Below are 19,412 nucleotides of genomic sequence, written 5' to 3'. Positions count from 1 at the left end.
TTTTATTAGATTTGTTTGAAAATATATTAATGAACAATGGAATTCCGAAACTTTAGAAAGGCAATTAGATGAAAAAAAATAAAATCTCTTTATAAAGTTTACTCTGTTTTATTCATCCTAAAATTATGCTAATAAAATATTCTAAAATAGTAATAGTATTATTTATTATTAATACTGCAAAAGGACAAACTTTAAAAACAAAAAATACGATTGTTGACAGCAAAACAAAGATCCCTTTAGAATATGCCAATATCAGTAATAAAACAGACAATACAATAACAAATAAAGACGGTCAATTCATATTCTTATCAAAAGAAAAAGATATCAATATTAGTCATATTGGATATGAAACTCTCCATACAACTTTTGAAGAAATTGAAAAAAAGGATACTATTTTCATGACTGCTAATACAATTGCATTAGATGAAGTTAAGATAAATAATCCGACAACATTACTTAATGAAGTCTATAAAAATGTATGGAAAATTTATCCTTTAGAACCCTACAATGAGGATCTTTTCTTAAGATGCCTGTTAAAAAAAGAAGATAAAATTGTAAGAGTACAGGATATTTCCGGAAAAATTTGGAGAAATACTTTTTATCCAAAAAAATCAATAGATGAAATCAAATATGGATTAGAAATTCTAAATTTAAGAAAAGTAGAACTTTCTGAGAGAAAAAAAATTCCATACATTCAATTTCCAAGTTACAAAACCTTATTCTTATGGTTTTCAACTATCATCTTGAAGCCAAAAGAATATGTATTTACAGAAGTCCCGTCAAACGATTTGCAATATCGAAAAATTGAATTTGTAAAAAATGATGAGAATAAAGATTGTTTACCTGAAAAAGGTTATTATCTTATTGACAAAAATGAAAAAGCTATAAAAGAAGTAGCTTATGAAATTGTAGAATATTATAAGAATAGTCCCTATTCTCGAGGAGGTTCTTCTAAGTTGAAAACAACTGGTTTAACACTATTTATTATGTTTAATAAAGACATTAAAAAAAACAAATATTATATTGGGAATGCATATCTAAAAAACAGCTTTGAAATCGTTACGGACCAAGTAAAATCAAATTATGAAGCTACCTATGACTTGGTGACTACCAATAGTTTTACTAATAAGATTGTCAAAAAAAATTTCCCAGAAAACAAAGATTTATTCAAAGCTAATTTTTCATATTCTGAAGAATTTTGGAGTAGTCAAAATCAATTACCACTGACTAATGAGTTGAAACAGTTTTTAAAATCAGTGGTAGAGAAAAAGAATAAAACAAAAGAGTATGAAATAATAGGTAATTTTTAAGATGATGCCACGATTTAATTCTTATATTAAAAATCTACTAATTTCGGATGTTTACAAAGCTATAATTTTGGATACCAATTTCATAAATAGCAACCCTGATGGTGCAGACTTCCCATTATCGTAGACTTTTAGAACCCGACCGCTCAGATATAGACAAACTTTAGCGCAGGCATTTGCCTGTGCACACAAAAAACAAACCCGACAGCTTTCTAAAAGCTGTCGGGTTTATTTTTTATAGTTATAAAAATTTACTTCACTTCGTAAGTATTATTTTCAGCTTTTGCATCTGCCATCAAACTACTTGGGTCAATCGTAATTTTTTTGATGGTATTTTTGGCTTTTGGAATACTTAATTCATATTTCGGATTTGCCCAAGCCCAATCTCCTAAAACTGTTCTTTTAATTTTAGGATTAGGATTTTCTTTTTCAAAATACATCATTCGCAACGGAATGTAAAAACTCTCCACAGTTCCATCAACATACTCTACTTGCAAATCAATAGACATTGGCATTCTGCCAATTCGTTCCAAACTCACAATAGTATTTTCGCCATTTTCTTTAACTGCTGCAATTCCGTAATCAATGGTATTTGTGGTTTCAGTCCACTCGTTCAAATACCAGTCGAGTTCCGCTCCCGAAACCCGTTCGGCAGTTCGCTTAATATCATTTGGCGTAGGATGTTTAAATTTAAAATCCAGATAATACCTTTTAATGGTTTCAGCTACTTTATCCTGACCAATTAAATAACCCAATTGAGACAAGAAAATACTTCCCTTGAGGTAAGACGAAACACTATACGAACGGTTTTCATCGTATCGATCGCTATGCGTGGTTTGCGGTTGTTCTTTACCTGTATTTACTAAATCAACGTAGGCTGTATAATTCAGCTTAAACGGATTTTCTACTTTTTTAACCGCCATTTCATTCTTAACCAAATTCTCAACATAAGTGGTAAACCCCTCATCCATCCAAGCGTGTTTTGACTCATTGGAAGCCAAAACATGTTGAAACCAGGAATGCCCCAACTCATGTGTTGCCGTGCCGTAAATCCCTTGGAGCGTCCCGTTTCCTAAAATCAAAGTACACATGGCATACTCCATTCCGCCATCGCCACCTTGAATAAAAGAATACTGTTTGTATGGATAATTGCCAATATTTTTATTGTACAAATCCATTGCCTTAACCATTAAAGGTTGGACATTTTTCCAATTTTCAATAATTTTCGGATTGTTTTTGTATAAAAAATGCAAGTCCACATCATTAGGTCCTTTGACTACATCATGCAAATATTCTTTATCGGCTGCCCAGGTAAAATCGTGAACCATTGGCGCAACAAAATGCCAGGTTAGATTTTTAGTTTTCTTTGGATACACAATCTGAACTCCATTTTCCTGATAGCCATGACCTATTTCGTTAGGATTTTGTAAATAGCCCGTTCCGCCAAGCGTATAGTCTTTGTCAATGGTAATTTTCACATCAAAATTACCCCAAACTCCATAAAATTCTCTAGCAATATAAGGATCGGCATGCCAGCCTTCAAAATCAAATTCGGCTATTTTAGGATACCATAACGCCATCGAAAGCGCTACTCCTTCTGAATTATTTCTTCCCGAACGGCGAATTTGCACCGGAACCTGTCCGTCAAAATCTAAGGTAAAAGTGGTTTTAGAATGAGGCAGAATTGGCTTTGTCAAAACAACTTCTAAAATAGTCCCAATGGTTTTTGTTTTTGCCTCAGCACCATCCTGTTTAAAATTGCTGATATTCAAATAACCGATTTCGTTGGGTTTTAAATTCTGAATCCGGCTTTCTTTTACTTCTACGCCATCAACTTTGGTTTTTTTTACCATTCTGGCATCAGGATCTTTGATCTTTTGCGCTCTGGCATCCATCTCGCTACCCGGTTGAAAAGCATTATTATACAAATGATAATATACTTTCTTCAAAGTATCCTGAGAATTATTGGTGTAAACCAACTCCTGTGTCCCCTTGTATTGAAAATATTTAACATCCATAAATACTTCCATTTTATAATCAGCTTCTTGTTGCCAATAAGCAGCACTTTGGGCAAACAGAAAAAAAGTGTTTGATAAAATCAACGACAGTAAAAGGATTTTTCTCATTCGTTAATAATAAAAAAATGGAAGGATATTTATCCTTCCATTAGATTAATGACTTGTCAAATTATTTTTTAGCCATTTTATTGGCCATCAAAATAGCATTATAGGCGTTTACAATTTTTCCTGTTTTAGATAATTCACTAAAAGGACGCATATCTTTAGGATTTCCTCCCACAACAACATCCATATTGATTGCTACTCCCGAATCCATCAAAATGTGTTTTACCTGTGAAGCGGTTAATTTTGGATAATAAGAACGAATTAATGCTGCTACTCCGGCTACATTTGGCGCAGCCATAGAAGTTCCTTTTAAAAACTTATAAGTGTTTTCCGGAGTCGAAGCGTAGATTTTTACCCCAGGTGCAAAAACATCCACATTAATTTTCCCGATATTTGAAAAACTAGCAGCAATATTTTCTCCATACTCAAAATTCAAAGCTCCAACAGTGATTAAATTATCTGAAATCTCCGTTTTCTTATCTTCGGAATCATTTGGAAAATTATCAAAATAATCAATGTTTTTAGCATCATTTCCAGCAGCATGAACGATTAAAACATCTTTTTGGGCAGCATATTTAATAGCATCAAAAACCCAATTTTTATGCGGTGAAAACGCTTTTCCAAAACTTCCGTTAATTACTTTTGCTCCATTATCCACAGCATAACGAATAGCCAGAGCAATGTCTTTATCATACTCATCGCCATCAGGCACGGCACGCACCGTAAGTATAGCTACGTTATTGGCAATTCCGTCACCTCCAATATTGTTATTTCTTACTTGAGCTACAATTCCCGCCACGTGAGTTCCGTGAAGTGCTTCCTCCTTGTCCGGTCCTGTCACGTTATTGTTACCATAATTCGTTTTTGTAATATCATTCGGATTGTCGCCCAGCACTTTTCTATAGTCAGGTTTTAAATTCTCACCACTGATAATCAAATCATTTTTCTCAATTTCCTCCTTAAAAGTATCCTCTAATCCTTTTACGCTCATGCCATAAGCAAACATCTTTTTCATGACATTTTTGCTTTTTTGAACCAAAGCATCCTGAGAATCTATCGCATCCGATTCTTCCGCAGTATAAACAGTTTTACCCAATTGCTGTGCAATAACTTTATCTGCTTCTTGCATGGCACTTAATAAGTCTTCATAGCGTTTCTTATACAATGGCGCTTCGGCAACCACCTTAGCATTAAACTTTTTAGCTGCCTGATAAGTTGCCTCATCTGTAATACTTTTGTCTTTGACAATTCTTTCGTATTCTAAATTTTCTTTGATAATTTCCCCTAGAAAATTCCAGCCATGAATATCGTCTACATAACCGTTTTTGTCATCGTCAATTCCGTTTCCGGGAATTTCTTTGGGATTTGTCCAAATCACCGATTTCAAATCCTCATGATCAATATCTACACCTGAATCAACAATTCCAACAATGACTTTCTTACTCTTTCTGTTTTTCAACAATTCAGCATAAGCCCTGTCCACACTCATCCCCGGAACCGTATCTTTTACAATATCATAATGATTCCAATGTTTTAATTGAGTTTCAGTCAAAGCCTTATTTTTCTTTATGTTTACCGGTGCTGTTATTTCCGTCAGCGATTTATAATTAGGCAATTTTTGCGCTCCACACCCTGCTAAAACCAAAGCAGAAAAAACAGAAAGACAGATGGGTTTTATAGTATTCATGTACATTAATTATTTAGTCCATTTCAAATATAGATTAAAAATAATTTTTCTATCTGAAAAAAAACAGGATTAACACTAGATTAAGATATCCTCACAAGAAAACATTCAAATACTAGTCTATATAAAACTACTTTTTAATAAAAATACAATCAAATTAAAAAAGAATGAATTCTTACAAAAAATTCATAAGAAAAGTAATATTTATTGTAATATTGTGTAATAAAAGAATTACACAATACTTAAGTTCAAAATCTTATCATATGAGGAAAATTTTACTATCACTTTTAATTCTTCTAAACATCCAAATAAAAGCACAATGCTGGAAAACTGTAGATGTACAAGGACACCGTACTGTTGCCATAAAAAATGATGGTACTTTATGGGCTTGGGGATATAATGCTTACGGTCAATTAGGTGATGGAACCGTTTTAGACAAAAATTCACCTACAAAAATAGACACTTCTAATAATTGGAAAACAATTTCTGCCGGTACCTTTCATACTGTCGCTATAAAAACAGATGGCACTTTATGGGCTTGGGGATATAACCACATAGGACAATTAGGTGATGGAACCACAATAGACAAAAATTCACCTGTACAAATAGGCTCGGATAACAATTGGAAAATGGTATCTGCTAGCAATTCTTTTAATGTAGCTATAAAAACAGATGGCACCTTATGGGCTTGGGGAGATAATTCTTATGGTCAATTGGGTGATGGAACAACTACATTAAAAAAAACACCAATCAAAATAGGCACTGAAACTAATTGGGAAACTGCAACAACTGGAGAAGGATATTATTCTATCGCCATAAAAACTGATGGTACTTTATGGGCTTGGGGATATAATCAATATGGACAATTAGGTGATGGAACTCCAACAAAAACAAATATACCTATAAAGATAGGTACTGCCAATAATTGGAAAACAATAGCTGGAGGACGTTATTTTACAACGGCTATTCAGGCAGATGGCACTTTATGGACTTGGGGAAATAATGAACAAGGACAATTAGGTGATGGGACATTCATCAACAAAATGTCACCTGCAAAAGTTGATGCTTCAACTAACTGGAAAGCCGTATCTGCGGGATCCAATCATATTGTTGCCATAAAAACTGATGGTACATTATGGGCATGGGGAAGTAATGAACAAGGACAATTAGGCGATGGTACTATTATATACAAAAACATACCTACAAAAATAAGTACAGCTAATAATTGGCAAACAATAGCCACAGGAGGCAACAATACTATTATCATAAAAACTGATGGCTCTTTATGGGCTTGGGGAAGTAACAATAAAGGATCTGTAGGAGACGGAACTACTATAGATAAAAAATCACCTACGCTAATAAATTGTCCAGGAGCATTTACAGCAACTACAACCCAAACAAACTTAAACTGTGCCGGTGATACTAATGGATCAGCTTCTATTAGCTCTGTCACAGGAGGAACGGCTCCATATACTTATCTTTGGTCAAACGGAGCTACAACAGCTTCAATTTCAGACCTGAAAGCTGGTGATTATTCTTGTACGATTACAGATGCTACTTCGTTAACAGTCACTAAAAGCTTTACCATAACTCAGCCAACAGCTATTGCTTTTACAACAAAAAGTACAAATGCTTGTAACAACAACAAAGGAAGTTTAACTGTTACAGCAACAGGCGGAACAACCCCTTACCAATATGCTATTTCTCCTGATTTTGTTTACCAAACTTCAAATGTATTTTCAGGCTTATCAGCAGGAAATTATACACTTATAATAAAAGATGCTAACGGTTGTAGTACCCCAAACAATTCAACTAGTAGCATAACCAATACACCACCTCCAACAGCAACCGCACAGTCATTCAATACTGGCGCTACAGTTGCCAACTTGCAGGCAAGTGGACTTGATATTAAATGGTATAATACTATTACCGGAGGGACTGCTTTAGATTTATCGACTACCCTGCAAACAGGTAAATATTATGCTTCACAAACAGTTAACGGATGTGAAAGTTCAAGAACAACTGTCGATGTAACAGTTACAAATCAAATACCGACATACGTACCTACAAGTGGTCTGCTTGCGTATTATCCTTTTAATACAAATGCAAATGATGCTAGTGGAAATGGATATAATGGCGTCGCATCTGGAGCGGTTTTGACGACAGATAGGTATGGGAAAACAAACTCTGCTTATAGTTTTGATGGGATATCAAGTTATATTGATGCAACTATAGCCACCATTCCCCAAAATAATTCTCCTAGGACAATTTCGGGTTGGTTCAAAACAAATTCTTTTAATTACTCGGAAAGCAACTATAACACTATATTTAATTACGGTAATTTATCAACAACTCAAAGATTTGCACTTAGTCTTTACTCCAAAGGTTATCTTGATTTTATAAGCTCGTCTAATTTTTCTAACAATGATCTTGGAATACAAAATAATTATTTAGACAATACTTGGCATTTCATCACTATAACCTATGATGGCACAAAGGTTTCATTGTTTGTTGATGGAAATTATGTTAATGGAAAAAATATAACCTTAAACACAATTAATAAAAATTTAAGAATAGGAAAACGAATTGACGGAGACACTAATAATGAATACTTTAAAGGCTTAATAGATGACATTGGGATTTGGAATCGTGTATTAACCACAAATGAGATTACGGGTTTATATAATTCTACAAATAATCTTTATACATTAATCCCTAATATAAATTTTGAAAAAAAATTAATTGCCCTTGGAATCGATTCCGGGACAACCGATGGTAAAGTTTTAACCTCTAATATTTCCTCGTTAACTTCTTTAGATGTTTCTTCAGCATCAATTACTAATTTGACAGGAATTCAGGATTTTGTTGCTTTAACAAGTTTAAACTGCTCAAATAACCAATTAACAACTTTGGATATTTCTAAAAATGTTGCTTTATCTTCCTTGGACTGTTCTTATAATTATGGATTAATATCATTCGATCCTGCTAAAAACATTGCTTTGACTTCTTTAAAATCTAATGGTAATTCTAAATTATTAACATTTGATGTTTCTAAAAATCTAGCTTTAACTGATTTAGAATGTAATAATGTTAATTTAACTACTTTAGATGTTTCTGCAAACACATCATTATTAACATTAAGATGCTATAACAATCGGTTAATAACTCTTGATGTTACTAAAAATACCGCTTTAAAGGTTTTGAATTGCTATTCAAATCAATTGTCTGCAATAGATGTTTCTAATAATGTTGCTCTTGATACCTTAAATTGTAATTCAAACAAATTAATAACATTGGACGTTTCCAAAAATATTAATTTAAAGCGATTGAATTGTTCAAACAACAAATTAACAAGTCTCAATTTAAAAAATGGAAACAATTCAAAACTAGAAATTCCTTTTTCGGGATTCAACTACAATCCTGATTTATTTTGCATTCAAGTTGACAACAAAAACTATTCTGATGCAAACTGGTCTACGATGAAAGATGCAACAGCTAATTATTCTGATAATTGTCCACCTCAAAATATTTTAATCAGTAGTGAATTTGAAGACAAACTAATTGCTTTAGGTATTGATAAAGACGGAAAAAATGGATCCGTATTATCAGCTGAAATATTAAATGTAAAAAGTATAGATGTTTCCAATTCCGGCATTACCAATTTATCCGGTATTGAATATTTCATGAATTTAGAAAGCTTAATTTGCAAAGGAAATTTGTTATCCTCAATAGATCTTTCTAAAAACACGCTATTAAAATATTTAGATTGTTCGAATAATCCACTTACTGCTCTGGATGTTTCAAAAAACATTCTGCTTGTAGAATTGTATTGTGATGGTGGGGTTTCAATTACAAATAAAACAACAAGTGCAAAAAACACTGGCACAGGCCGATTGACAGCATTAGATCTTTCCAACAATTTATTTTTGACCAAATTGAGCTGTTCGAATAATCAAATAGTAAATTTAAATCTTTCTAAAAACACCATTTTAACAGATGTCAATTGCTCTAATAATAATTTGCAAAATTTAAATCTAAACAATAGCAACAATACTAAAATGCTAACTGTTAATTTTAAAAATAACGCTTCGTTATTCTGTATTAAAGTGGATAACACTACCTATTCAAACACAAATTGGGCTGGAGCAAAAGATACAACGACTCGATATTCTGAAGACTGTGAAGCACCTCTCACTTTAGCTTCGGATAATTTTGCTATCGAATCAAAAGGAGAAAGCTGTTTAAATCAAAACAACGGAGAAATAAACATTTCTGCCAAAGCCAGCTATAACTATGTAGCTAATATAAACGGAACGAAATATCCTTTAGTCAATAATAGTTTGAAAGTTTCCAATTTGGCACCAGCTGTCTACAGTGTGTCCATTACAATTACAGGAGAACTTTTCGAGCAAAATTTCACTGTTACAATTCCAAAAGGAGCTACTATTACAGCAAAATCAACTGTTTCTTCCCGCATGGCTTCTGTAGAAATAACAGAAGGTACAGCTCCTTATATCGTTTTTGTAAATGGGGAAGAACAATTCGAAACCGCTTCGGATACTTTTTCGGTAGGAGTTAACAAAGGAGATTTTTTAGAAGTAAAAACAGCTAAAGCCTGTGAAGGAATTTATTTAAAAGAAATTGATAGTGATGTATTGGAATCCGTTCTGGCTCATCCAAATCCAACAAATGGAAAATTTGAAATTGAAATACCAATTTCAATAAAAGAGATTGTTATCGATTTATACACCATGGATTCTAAAATTATTTCGAAAGAAACCTATACTCCTACTAACGGACGTGTTCCTCTCAATCTTGAAAATCAAGCCTCAGGGATTTATATTGCAAAAATATACCTGGCTCAACCTAAATATTTGAAAATCATAAAAAAATAAGAATGAAGAATTTTATATACTATACTCTCATTGGTTTTTTATTCGTCTCTTGCAGTAACACTGGAGATGATTCAACTGATACAGCACCGATAGCACCTAATTTAATTGCTCCTGAAAATAATATATTATGTATTGATAATTCGGTAAATTTTCAGTGGAATATCCCTGTAGCAGTAAATAACACCTCCACAAGCTATCAAATACAGATTGCAAAAGACAGCCAATTTTCTCAGATTGTAAAAAGTGCTGAAGGAACTTCTAATTCGCAAACTATCGCATTAGAAAAGAACACTGCTTACTACTGGAGAATAAAAGCAACAGACAATCAAAGTTTATTAAGCGAATATTCTACTACATTCAAATTTTACACTGCCGGCGAAGCGGTAATCAATCATTTGCCTTTTTTGCCTGAATTAGTACAACCAACTATAAATTCTGTATTCAATACAACAACTGCAAAATTAAGTTGGACTGCTGTTGATGTAGATAAAACCGATATTCTTACTTACGACGTTTACTTTGGTACAGTCAATCCTCCAACATCAAAAATAAGCGAGAACCTAGCAGTAACAACGCTTGATGTAACTTTAAATCCTTCGAAAGAATATTTTTGGAAAGTAGTAGTTAAAGACAATAAAGGAGGGGAAACGACAGGTCAAATATGGAAATTTAAAACAAATTGACACATTGTCCTTAGATAAATAAACTTGCTTTTTTATTATAAAAGTGAAACATCTAAAAAACGAAAAAACTCCATTTTAAAATTAATATAAAATGGAGTTTTTGTATTTAAAACAACCACAGTCTACAAGATATCCTTACAAGAAAAAACTTCATTCAAACGTACTCCCTTTTCGGTATGTTGTACCGTTATTATTTCATTATGCGCATCGTGTTCCATAAACAAATAGTAATTATTATCGGCGGCGGCATTCATGAATTTTGTTTTTTCATCCATTGTCAAAAGTGGTCTGGTATCGTATCCCATCACATACGGAATAGGAATATGCCCGGCTGTAGGCAATAAATCGGCACAAAAAACGATGGTTTTTCCTTTATAATGAATATGCGGAATCATCTGTTTTTCGGTATGTCCATCGACAAAGAAAATCCCAAAATCCAGTTCGGATTTTTCCAGAAAATCGCTTTCATTTCTTTTGATAAAATTCAACTGACCGCTTTCTTGCATTGGCAAAATATTCTCGGAAAGAAAAGAAGCTTTTTCACGGGAATTGGGCTTTGTAGCCCATTGCCAATGATTTTCGTTTGTCCAAAATTTGGCATTTTTAAAAGCGGGTTCGTAGCCTGTTTTATCGGCATTCCATTGAATAGAACCCCCACAATGATCAAAATGCAAATGGGTCAAAAACACATCGGTAATATCATCACGATGAAAACCATATTTAGCCAAAGAGCTGTCCATAGAATGCGTTCCCCAAAGTGAATAATACCCAAAAAACTTCTCCGATTGCTTGTTGCCCATTCCGGTATCAATCAAAATCAAACGATTACCGTCTTCGATCAATAAACAACGGGCAGCAATATCAATTAAATTATTAGCATCGGCAGGATTGGTTTTGTTCCAAATCGTTTTTGGCACAACGCCAAACATGGCTCCGCCGTCCAATTTAAAATTTCCTGTTTCTATAGGGTATAACTTCATGTTTTATATTTAAAAATTCTAAAATAATTAGCCATGGCAATTTATGTAAAATGAAAGCATTAGTAAAACAAAATAAATCATTTATTACCTAAAAAATCAAAATAAAATATATTCATTCTAAATAAGTAAGATAAATAACTATTATCTATTTGCTTATTAGTTATAAAAATGTTATCTATTGTACATTACCGTTTTTATGCCTTATCTTTGCAGTTAATTTAGACAAAATCAATACACAATGATAAAGGTTTCTGATACTGCCAAAAAGAAAATCATCGACTTGATGAGAGAAGATGGTTTTGATGCCGCCACAGATTATGTAAGAGTAGGTGTTAAAAGCGGTGGGTGCTCGGGCTTATCTTATGATTTAAAGTTCGACAAAAATAAAGGTGAAGATGATAAAATTTTCATAGACAATGACATAACTATTGCCGTTGAAAAAAAATCTTTCTTATATCTGGCTGGAACAATTTTAGAGTTCTCAGGTGGATTAAACGGAAAAGGATTTGTTTTCAACAATCCAAATGCAACTAGAACTTGTGGTTGTGGAGAGAGTTTTTCTCTTTAAATCTTTGAATAAAAAACAATCTGTTTAAGAATTTAAATCCTTACAACGGAAATAAATCTTAAAAATTAGAATTAAAAATAAATGATTAAAAAACTATTTAAAGAGCTATTACCTCTTTAAATTTTTATCCCAAGTCTTATAGACGGACGGACGAAGTAATCTTTAAATTAAAAAAATGAGCAAATACACAGAAGACGATTTAAAAATCGAACTCGAAAACAAAGAATACGAATACGGATTTTACACCGAATTAGAATCGGAGACGTTTCCTATTGGTTTAAATGAAGACATTGTTCGTGCCATCTCACAGAAAAAAGAGGAACCACAATGGATGACTGATTGGCGTATCGAATCTTTCAGAGCCTGGGAGGAAATGATTGAGCCTAAATGGGCCAATGTAAAATATGAAAAACCGGATTTTCAAGCCATTTCATACTATTCAGCTCCTAAAAAAGCCGATCCAAACAAAACACTTGACGATGTAGATCCTGAGCTTTTGGAGATGTACAAAAAGTTAGGTATCTCTATTGATGAGCAAAAAAAATTGAACAATGTAGCCATGGATATCGTAGTTGACTCCGTTTCGGTAGCTACAACATTCAAGAAAACATTAGGTGAAAAAGGAATTATCTTCATGAGTATTTCTGAAGCCATCAAAGAACATCCTGAATTAGTTCGTAAATATCTTGGTACTGTTGTTCCTCAAAGAGACAACTTTTATGCTGCCTTGAATTCAGCTGTTTTCTCAGATGGTTCTTTCTGTTATATTCCAAAAGGAGTTCGTTGTCCAATGGAACTTTCAACATATTTCCGTATCAATCAGGCAGGAACAGGACAATTCGAAAGAACACTGTTAATTGCTGATGAAGGAAGCTATGTTTCTTACTTAGAAGGATGTACAGCTCCAACCCGTGATGAGAATCAATTACACGCTGCTGTAGTTGAGCTAATCGCTTTGGATAATGCTGAAATTAAATATTCTACCGTTCAAAACTGGTATCCTGGAAACAAGGAAGGTAAAGGTGGAGTTTTCAATTTTGTGACCAAAAGAGGATTTTGCGAAACTAACGCTAAAATTTCATGGACACAGGTTGAAACAGGATCTGCGATAACCTGGAAATATCCTTCTGTTATTTTAAAAGGAGACAACTCCATAGGTGAATTCTATTCGATTGCTGTTACTAATAATTACCAACAAGCCGATACAGGAACTAAAATGATTCATTTAGGCAAAAACACTAAATCGACCATTATTTCCAAAGGTATTTCGGCTGGAAAATCGCAAAACAGTTATAGAGGATTAGTGCAAATTAGCCCAAGAGCTGATAACGCCCGTAACTTTTCTCAATGTGACTCATTGTTGATGGGTAACAATTGTGGAGCACACACTTTCCCTTATATCGAAAGTAAAAATCCATCTGCTAAAATAGAACACGAAGCAACCACTTCTAAAATTGGTGAAGACCAAGTTTTCTATTGCAACCAACGTGGAATACCAACTGAAAAAGCCATTGCCTTAATCGTAAACGGTTTCAGTAAAGACGTATTAAACAAGTTGCCGATGGAATTTGCCGTAGAAGCACAAAAATTATTAGAAATTTCATTAGAAGGATCAGTAGGATAATCTTTTTAAGACTTTATATCAAAACAAAACATTTATGTTATCAATAAAAAATCTACACGCCTCAATAGGTGATAAAGAAATTCTTAAAGGAATCGATTTAGAAGTAAAAGCAGGAGAAATCCATGCAATAATGGGACCAAATGGAGCTGGAAAAAGTACACTTTCGGCAATTATTGCAGGAAACGAAAATTATGAAGTAACTCAAGGTGAAATCCTATTAGAAAACGAAGACATTTCTGAATTAGCTCCTGAAGAAAGAGCACACAAAGGAGTGTTTCTTTCATTCCAATACCCGGTTGAAATTCCAGGTGTTTCGGTAACAAACTTCATGAAAACAGCTATCAACGAAACACGTAAAGCAAACCATCTGGAAGAAATGCCAGCGAACGAAATGTTGAAAGTAATTCGTGAAAAATCAGAATTATTAGAAATCGACCGTAAATTTTTATCTCGTTCTCTTAACGAAGGTTTCTCTGGTGGAGAGAAAAAACGTAACGAGATTTTCCAAATGGCTATGTTGGAACCTAAATTAGCTATCCTTGACGAAACCGATTCTGGATTGGATATCGATGCTTTAAGAATTGTTGCCAATGGGGTTAACAAATTGAAAAGCGATAAAAACGCTATCATCGTAATCACGCACTACCAAAGATTATTAGATTATATCATTCCTGATTTTGTTCACGTATTATACAATGGAAAAATTGTAAAATCTGGCGGAGCTGAATTAGCACATGAGCTGGAAGAAAAAGGATACGACTGGATTAAAGGAGAAAATTAAAATTTGTTTATAGTTTATAGTTTGTTGTTCCTACTTGAGCAATAAACAAAAAAACCGTAAACCATAAACATTAAAAAATGGAATTAAAAGAAAAATTATTATCGTCTTTTATGGCTTTTGAAGAGCGTGTTGATGTTCAATCACAACTTCATGATGTGAGAACTTCGGCAATAAAAAACTTTGAAAACAAAGGCTTCCCTACTAAAAAAGAGGAAGCTTGGAAATATACTTCGCTAAATGCCATTCTAAAAAATGACTTTACCGTTTTTCCTAAAAAAGATAGTGCTATAGAATTCAATCAGGTTAAAAAATACTTTCTTCACGAAATTGATACATATAAAGTTGTTTTTATTGACGGTATTTTTAGTTCACACCTATCTTCGACCACACACGATGGAATCGATGTTTGTTTAATGTCTTCGGCATTGACAAAACCAAAATACAAAATGGTTATTGATAACTATTTTAACAAAATTGCGAGCAAAGATGACAGCTTAACTTCATTAAATACGGCTTTCGCCAATGAAGGAGCTTACATCAACATCCCAAAAAGTAAGGTTGCCGACAAACCTATTGAGATTATGTATTTCTCAACAGGAAATGAATCAGCATTAATGGTTCAACCTAGAAACCTGGTTATTGTAGGTGAGAATTCTCATGTACAAATCATTGAGCGTCACCAAAGTTTAAGCGAGAATCCAGTTTTAACTAATTCGGTTACAGAGATTTTTGCTCAAAAACGTGCTATTGTGGATTATTACAAAATCCAGAATGACGGTCTCGAAGCAAATCTAATCGACAATACTTACGTTTCACAACAAAAAGAAAGTCATGTTTATGTTCATACTTTTTCTTTTGGTGGAAACCTAACAAGAAACAACTTGAATTTCTACCATTACGGTGAAAGATTGACGAGTACGTTGAACGGAATTACGATTATTGGCGAAAACCAACACGTAGATCATTACACCTTAGTAAATCATGCTCAACCAAATTGTGAGAGTTTCCAGGATTACAAAGGAATCTTCTCTGATCGTTCAACAGGGGTTTTCAACGGAAAAGTGTACGTGGAGAAAGAAGCTCAAAAAACCAATGCTTTCCAAAAAAGCAATAACATTTTATTGAGTGATAAAGCTACTATCAACGCAAAACCACAATTGGAAATTTTTGCTGATGATGTAAAATGTTCTCACGGTTGTACAGTTGGACAATTAGACGAAACCGCTTTATTCTACATGCAACAAAGAGGTATTCCTAAAAAAGAAGCCAAAGCTTTATTGATGTACGCTTTCTCTAATGCAGTAATCGAAAACATCAAAATACCTGAATTAAAACAAAGAATCACTAAAATCATCGCCATGAAATTAGGCGTGAAATTAGGATTTGACTTATAGTTTTAAACCACAAAAATCACTAAGATTTACGCAAAGGGCACTAAGTTTTTACTAAACTTTGTGCCCTTAGTGATTTTATTTTGTGTGCTTTGTGTTTAAATTTTATTATTATGTTTTTTTTAATCCGTTAAGAGAAATCTAAAAACGATAAAAAAAAATCGTTAATTTCTTTCTCATAAATTAAACTGATACTACAATCAATCAAAACAAATAATTGCAGCAAAAAACAATTTTAGTTTTAGTACTTTTGTATTAAGATTTTTTCTAAATAATTATGTTAGACATTCAAAAGATAAGAGCTGATTTTCCCATCTTACAACAAAAAGTAAACGGAAAACCATTAGTATATTTCGATAACGGAGCTACTTCGCAAAAACCTCAGGTGGTTATAGATGCCATTTCAAAATATTACCAGGAAATTAATGCCAATATTCACCGTGGTGTACATACCCTGAGTCAATTAGCAACTGATGCTTACGAGATTGCTCGTGGCAAAATTCAAAATCACATCAATGCCAAACACGCTCATGAAGTACTTTTTACTTCAGGAACTACTTTTGGAATCAATTTGGTTGCCAATGGTTTTGCTTCGATTTTAAAACCTGGTGACGAAGTGATTGTTTCGCATTTAGAGCACCATAGTAATATTGTGCCTTGGCAAATGTTATGCGAGAAAACCGGAGCTACTCTAAAAGTCATTCCGATGAATGAAAAAGGAGAATTGGTTATGGCTGAATATGATAAATTGCTTTCAGACAAAACCAAAATTGTCACCGTAAATCATATCTCAAACGCTTTGGGGACTATCAACCCAATCAAATACATGATTGATAAAGCGCACGAAGTTGGTGCTGCAATCCTGATTGACGGAGCCCAATCGGTACCGCATTTAAAACCCGATGTTCGGGCTTTGGATTGCGATTTTTATGCTTTTTCGGGACATAAAATGTGTGGACCAACAGGAACGGGAATCTTGTATGGAAAAGAAGCCTGGCTAAACAAACTACCTCCTTATCAGGGTGGTGGCGAAATGATTAAAGAAGTTAGTTTCGAAAAAACAACCTATGCCGAATTGCCTCATAAATTTGAAGCAGGAACACCACATATTGCAGGAGGAATTGTACTAGGAACAGCAATTGATTACTTGAATGAAGTAGGTTTTGAAAACATTCAACAACAAGAATTAGAATTATTAGCTTACGCGACCGAACGTTTATCAGAAATTGAAGGTTTGCGCATTTACGGTAATTCCGAAGCAAAAACTTCGGTTATTTCATTTAATATCGAAGGAATTCACCCTTATGATATTGGTAGTATTATTGATAAATTAGGAATCGCAGTACGAACAGGTCACCATTGTGCACAACCGATTATGAATTTCTTTGGAATCCCAGGAACTATAAGAGCTTCTTTCTCGTTTTACAACACCAAAGAAGAAATTGATGCCTTAGTTGATGCTGTTAAAAAAGCCCAATTAATGTTATCCTAAAACTTAAATATGAAATTACTATCGTTATTATTCCTGACCATTTTTCTAAGCAAAGGCTGTGAAGGAGATGCACAAAAAAAATTGGAAGCAGCTCAGTTAATTTACACCGCTAACTCTAGAGGATTCCATCAGGAAATAATAATCGAAAATCATATTGCAAGCATAAAAAAAGACCGAAAAGGAAAAGCTGTTCAAACAAAAATCACCAATGCTGACTGGAAAGAACTAATTGCCCTTTTTAAAGAAATAAATTTAGAAGAAATAAAAGATTTGAAATCGCCTACTGAAAAACGTTTCTATGATGGTGCGGCGATAGCCAATTTGAAAATAAATTACAAAGGAAAAAGCTATGAATCACAAAGTTTTGATCACGGTTTTCCTCCTGTTGAAATAAAAAAAATAGTGACTAAAATAAATTCATTTGCAAAACAAAACAATGAAAATTAAAGATATACAAGAAGAAATTGTTGACGAATTCTCGATGTTTGATGATTGGATGCAGCGTTATGAATACATCATAGAGTTAGGAAAAAATCTTCCGTTAATCAAAGAAGAATTCAAAGTTGATGAAAATTTAATTAAAGGTTGTCAATCAAAAGTTTGGTTACAAGGAGAACAAAACGAAGATAAAATAATCTTCACCGCCGATAGCGATGCAATATTAACCAAAGGAATAATTGCCATATTAATCCGTGTTTTTTCAAATCAAACTCCAAAAGACATCATTGATGCCGACATGGGTTTCATTGACGAAATAGGCTTAAAAGAACATTTATCGCCTACAAGAGCAAATGGTCTTGTATCAATGATAAAGAACATTAAAATGTATGCTTTGGCATTCAATACTAGAGGATAAAACAAAAACACAAATGAACTTATATGACTTATATGGTTCAAAAATAGACACAAAATGGAACAAGAAATAGACACCAACGAATTAGGAGAAGCGATTGTAAAGAAGTTAAAAACCATTTACGATCCTGAGATACCTGTAGATATTTACGAACTAGGATTGATTTATGATGTAATGGTAAATACTGATTACGAAGTAAAAATCCTTATGACACTTACTTCTCCAAACTGTCCGGTAGCCGAGAGTTTACCTAGAGAAGTAGAAGAAAAAATAAAATCGATTGAGCATGTAAAAGGTGCCGAAGTAGAAATTACTTTCGATCCGCCTTGGAGCAAAGATCTAATGAGTGAAGAAGCTAAATTAGAATTAGGAATGCTTTAATCCGTTAATTTGTTTTTGGTTTACGGTTTGTTGTTTTGAACCTCAAACTATAAACTAAAAACTATAAACTTTTAAAATGGAAGAGATAATTAACAAAGTGGCTAATAGTGCCTTGGAAGTATTCGATTTAGAAGATTACTATCCAAAGGGCATTCGTACGCAAATCGACATTTCGCAGTGGCTACTGGAAGGTTTTTTATTAAAAGAAAAAGATTTCAGAGACGATTTAAAAAATCATGATTGGTCGCAATACCAAGACCATTATGTTGCTATTCAATGCAGTACCGATGCTATAGTTCCAGCCTGGGCTTCCATCTTAGTTGCGATACAATTAGCTCCCTTTGCAAAAAAAATCATCAATGGAAACATCGAAGATTTGGATGCAGCCTTATATGAAGAATTGCTTCCCAAAATAGATTATACCGCTTACGAAAACAAATCGGTGATTATTAAAGGCTGTTCCCGAAAACCGGTACCTATGCGTGCTTATGTTTTGGCGGCACATCATTTACAACCATTTGCCAGAAGTATTATGTATGGAGAAGCCTGCTCAGCAGTTCCGCTATACAAAGCACCTAAAAAAGCTTAAATGCTATATTTATTGAATCAAATGCTACTTTACAAGTAGCATTTTTTTTATATTTACTATT

At 33.4% G+C, this 19,412-nt stretch carries 15 protein-coding genes; 12 read left to right on the top strand and 3 right to left on the bottom strand.

All coding sequences use genetic code 11. The annotated features are described in order from the left end of the window. Positions 1 to 125: 125 nt before the first annotated feature. A complete protein-coding gene (locus tag EOD40_RS02870; protein WP_128193382.1) occupies positions 126 to 1,310 on the top strand; it encodes a carboxypeptidase-like regulatory domain-containing protein in 1,185 nt (394 codons plus the stop codon). Between the two features lie 248 nt (positions 1,311 to 1,558). Here the strand turns inward: EOD40_RS02870 and EOD40_RS02865 are convergent, their stop codons facing one another. Next, the gene (locus tag EOD40_RS02865; protein WP_128193381.1) at positions 1,559 to 3,433 is read right to left on the bottom strand and encodes a M1 family metallopeptidase; all 1,875 of its coding nucleotides are present in this window, start codon (positions 3,431 to 3,433) and stop codon (positions 1,559 to 1,561) included. Between the two features lie 61 nt (positions 3,434 to 3,494). After that, entirely contained in the window at positions 3,495 to 5,117 is a 1,623-nt protein-coding gene (locus EOD40_RS02860) for a S8 family peptidase (RefSeq protein ID WP_128193380.1), read from the bottom strand. Positions 5,118 to 5,377: 260 nt separating this feature from the next. Between EOD40_RS02860 and EOD40_RS02855 the strand changes: the two genes are divergently transcribed. Together EOD40_RS02855 and EOD40_RS02850 are read left to right on the top strand one after the other, a co-directional pair. Then, positions 5,378 to 10,009 carry an RCC1 domain-containing protein gene (locus EOD40_RS02855; RefSeq protein WP_164905440.1) on the top strand — a complete coding sequence of 1,544 codons (4,632 nt, stop codon included), beginning with the start codon at positions 5,378 to 5,380 and terminating at the stop codon, positions 10,007 to 10,009. Between the two features lie 2 nt (positions 10,010 to 10,011). Then, on the top strand, positions 10,012 to 10,692 hold the full coding sequence (locus EOD40_RS02850) for a glycoside hydrolase family 78 protein (RefSeq protein ID WP_128193378.1): 681 nt from the start codon (positions 10,012 to 10,014) through the stop codon (positions 10,690 to 10,692). A gap of 122 nt (positions 10,693 to 10,814) precedes the next feature. Here the strand turns inward: EOD40_RS02850 and EOD40_RS02845 are convergent, their stop codons facing one another. Continuing rightward, positions 10,815 to 11,672: an MBL fold metallo-hydrolase gene (locus tag EOD40_RS02845; RefSeq protein ID WP_128193377.1), complete on the bottom strand. Its 858-nt coding sequence runs from the start codon at positions 11,670 to 11,672 to the stop codon at positions 10,815 to 10,817. Between the two features lie 238 nt (positions 11,673 to 11,910). Here EOD40_RS02845 and EOD40_RS02840 point away from each other — a divergent pair, with 238 nt between their 5' ends. From EOD40_RS02840 to EOD40_RS02800, 9 genes are all read left to right on the top strand, one after another. Then, the gene (locus EOD40_RS02840; RefSeq protein ID WP_128193376.1) at positions 11,911 to 12,240 is read left to right on the top strand and encodes a HesB/IscA family protein; all 330 of its coding nucleotides are present in this window, start codon (positions 11,911 to 11,913) and stop codon (positions 12,238 to 12,240) included. 175 nt (positions 12,241 to 12,415) lie between these two features. Then, positions 12,416 to 13,864 carry a Fe-S cluster assembly protein SufB gene (gene sufB / locus EOD40_RS02835; RefSeq protein ID WP_128193375.1) on the top strand — a complete coding sequence of 483 codons (1,449 nt, stop codon included), beginning with the start codon at positions 12,416 to 12,418 and terminating at the stop codon, positions 13,862 to 13,864. A gap of 34 nt (positions 13,865 to 13,898) precedes the next feature. Then, positions 13,899 to 14,645: a Fe-S cluster assembly ATPase SufC gene (gene sufC / locus EOD40_RS02830; protein ID WP_128193374.1), complete on the top strand. Its 747-nt coding sequence runs from the start codon at positions 13,899 to 13,901 to the stop codon at positions 14,643 to 14,645. 77 nt (positions 14,646 to 14,722) lie between these two features. Further along, positions 14,723 to 16,039 (top strand): Fe-S cluster assembly protein SufD, encoded by a 1,317-nt coding sequence (gene sufD, locus EOD40_RS02825; protein ID WP_128193373.1) that lies wholly within the window; start codon positions 14,723 to 14,725, stop codon positions 16,037 to 16,039. Between the two features lie 274 nt (positions 16,040 to 16,313). After that, positions 16,314 to 17,528 (top strand): aminotransferase class V-fold PLP-dependent enzyme, encoded by a 1,215-nt coding sequence (locus EOD40_RS02820; RefSeq protein ID WP_128193372.1) that lies wholly within the window; start codon positions 16,314 to 16,316, stop codon positions 17,526 to 17,528. Positions 17,529 to 17,537: 9 nt separating this feature from the next. Next, positions 17,538 to 17,975: a hypothetical protein gene (locus EOD40_RS02815; protein ID WP_128193371.1), complete on the top strand. Its 438-nt coding sequence runs from the start codon at positions 17,538 to 17,540 to the stop codon at positions 17,973 to 17,975. Beyond that, positions 17,965 to 18,384 carry a SufE family protein gene (locus tag EOD40_RS02810; protein ID WP_128193370.1) on the top strand — a complete coding sequence of 140 codons (420 nt, stop codon included), beginning with the start codon at positions 17,965 to 17,967 and terminating at the stop codon, positions 18,382 to 18,384. The genes EOD40_RS02815 and EOD40_RS02810 overlap by 11 nt, the downstream gene beginning before the upstream one ends. Before the next feature lie 54 nt (positions 18,385 to 18,438). Beyond that, positions 18,439 to 18,762 (top strand): SUF system Fe-S cluster assembly protein, encoded by a 324-nt coding sequence (locus EOD40_RS02805; RefSeq protein WP_071184273.1) that lies wholly within the window; start codon positions 18,439 to 18,441, stop codon positions 18,760 to 18,762. 76 nt (positions 18,763 to 18,838) lie between these two features. Further along, positions 18,839 to 19,351, top strand: a complete 513-nt coding sequence (locus EOD40_RS02800) for a DUF2480 family protein (protein ID WP_128193369.1) — start codon at positions 18,839 to 18,841, stop codon at positions 19,349 to 19,351. Positions 19,352 to 19,412 lie beyond the last annotated feature (61 nt).

Origin of the sequence: Flavobacterium sufflavum, from assembly GCF_004016525.1 — a bacterium.
Lineage (GTDB): Bacteria > Bacteroidota > Bacteroidia > Flavobacteriales > Flavobacteriaceae > Flavobacterium > Flavobacterium sufflavum.
The sequence above is the reverse complement of the archived record's forward strand: the minus strand, read 5'-3'. Positions and strand labels throughout refer to the sequence as shown.

Coding starts and splice junctions, on each gene's coding strand:
- EOD40_RS02855 (WP_164905440.1), top strand. CDS start 5,378: ATGAGGAAAATTTTACTATCACTTTTAATTCTTCTAAACATCCAAATA.
- EOD40_RS02805 (WP_071184273.1), top strand. CDS start 18,439: ATGGAACAAGAAATAGACACCAACGAATTAGGAGAAGCGATTGTAAAG.
- EOD40_RS02840 (WP_128193376.1), top strand. CDS start 11,911: ATGATAAAGGTTTCTGATACTGCCAAAAAGAAAATCATCGACTTGATG.
- sufC (WP_128193374.1), top strand. CDS start 13,899: ATGTTATCAATAAAAAATCTACACGCCTCAATAGGTGATAAAGAAATT.
- EOD40_RS02870 (WP_128193382.1), top strand. CDS start 126: ATGCTAATAAAATATTCTAAAATAGTAATAGTATTATTTATTATTAAT.
- EOD40_RS02820 (WP_128193372.1), top strand. CDS start 16,314: ATGTTAGACATTCAAAAGATAAGAGCTGATTTTCCCATCTTACAACAA.
- EOD40_RS02810 (WP_128193370.1), top strand. CDS start 17,965: ATGAAAATTAAAGATATACAAGAAGAAATTGTTGACGAATTCTCGATG.
- EOD40_RS02845 (WP_128193377.1), bottom strand. CDS start 11,672: ATGAAGTTATACCCTATAGAAACAGGAAATTTTAAATTGGACGGCGGA.
- EOD40_RS02860 (WP_128193380.1), bottom strand. CDS start 5,117: ATGAATACTATAAAACCCATCTGTCTTTCTGTTTTTTCTGCTTTGGTT.
- EOD40_RS02865 (WP_128193381.1), bottom strand. CDS start 3,433: ATGAGAAAAATCCTTTTACTGTCGTTGATTTTATCAAACACTTTTTTT.
- EOD40_RS02800 (WP_128193369.1), top strand. CDS start 18,839: ATGGAAGAGATAATTAACAAAGTGGCTAATAGTGCCTTGGAAGTATTC.
- sufD (WP_128193373.1), top strand. CDS start 14,723: ATGGAATTAAAAGAAAAATTATTATCGTCTTTTATGGCTTTTGAAGAG.
- sufB (WP_128193375.1), top strand. CDS start 12,416: ATGAGCAAATACACAGAAGACGATTTAAAAATCGAACTCGAAAACAAA.
- EOD40_RS02815 (WP_128193371.1), top strand. CDS start 17,538: ATGAAATTACTATCGTTATTATTCCTGACCATTTTTCTAAGCAAAGGC.
- EOD40_RS02850 (WP_128193378.1), top strand. CDS start 10,012: ATGAAGAATTTTATATACTATACTCTCATTGGTTTTTTATTCGTCTCT.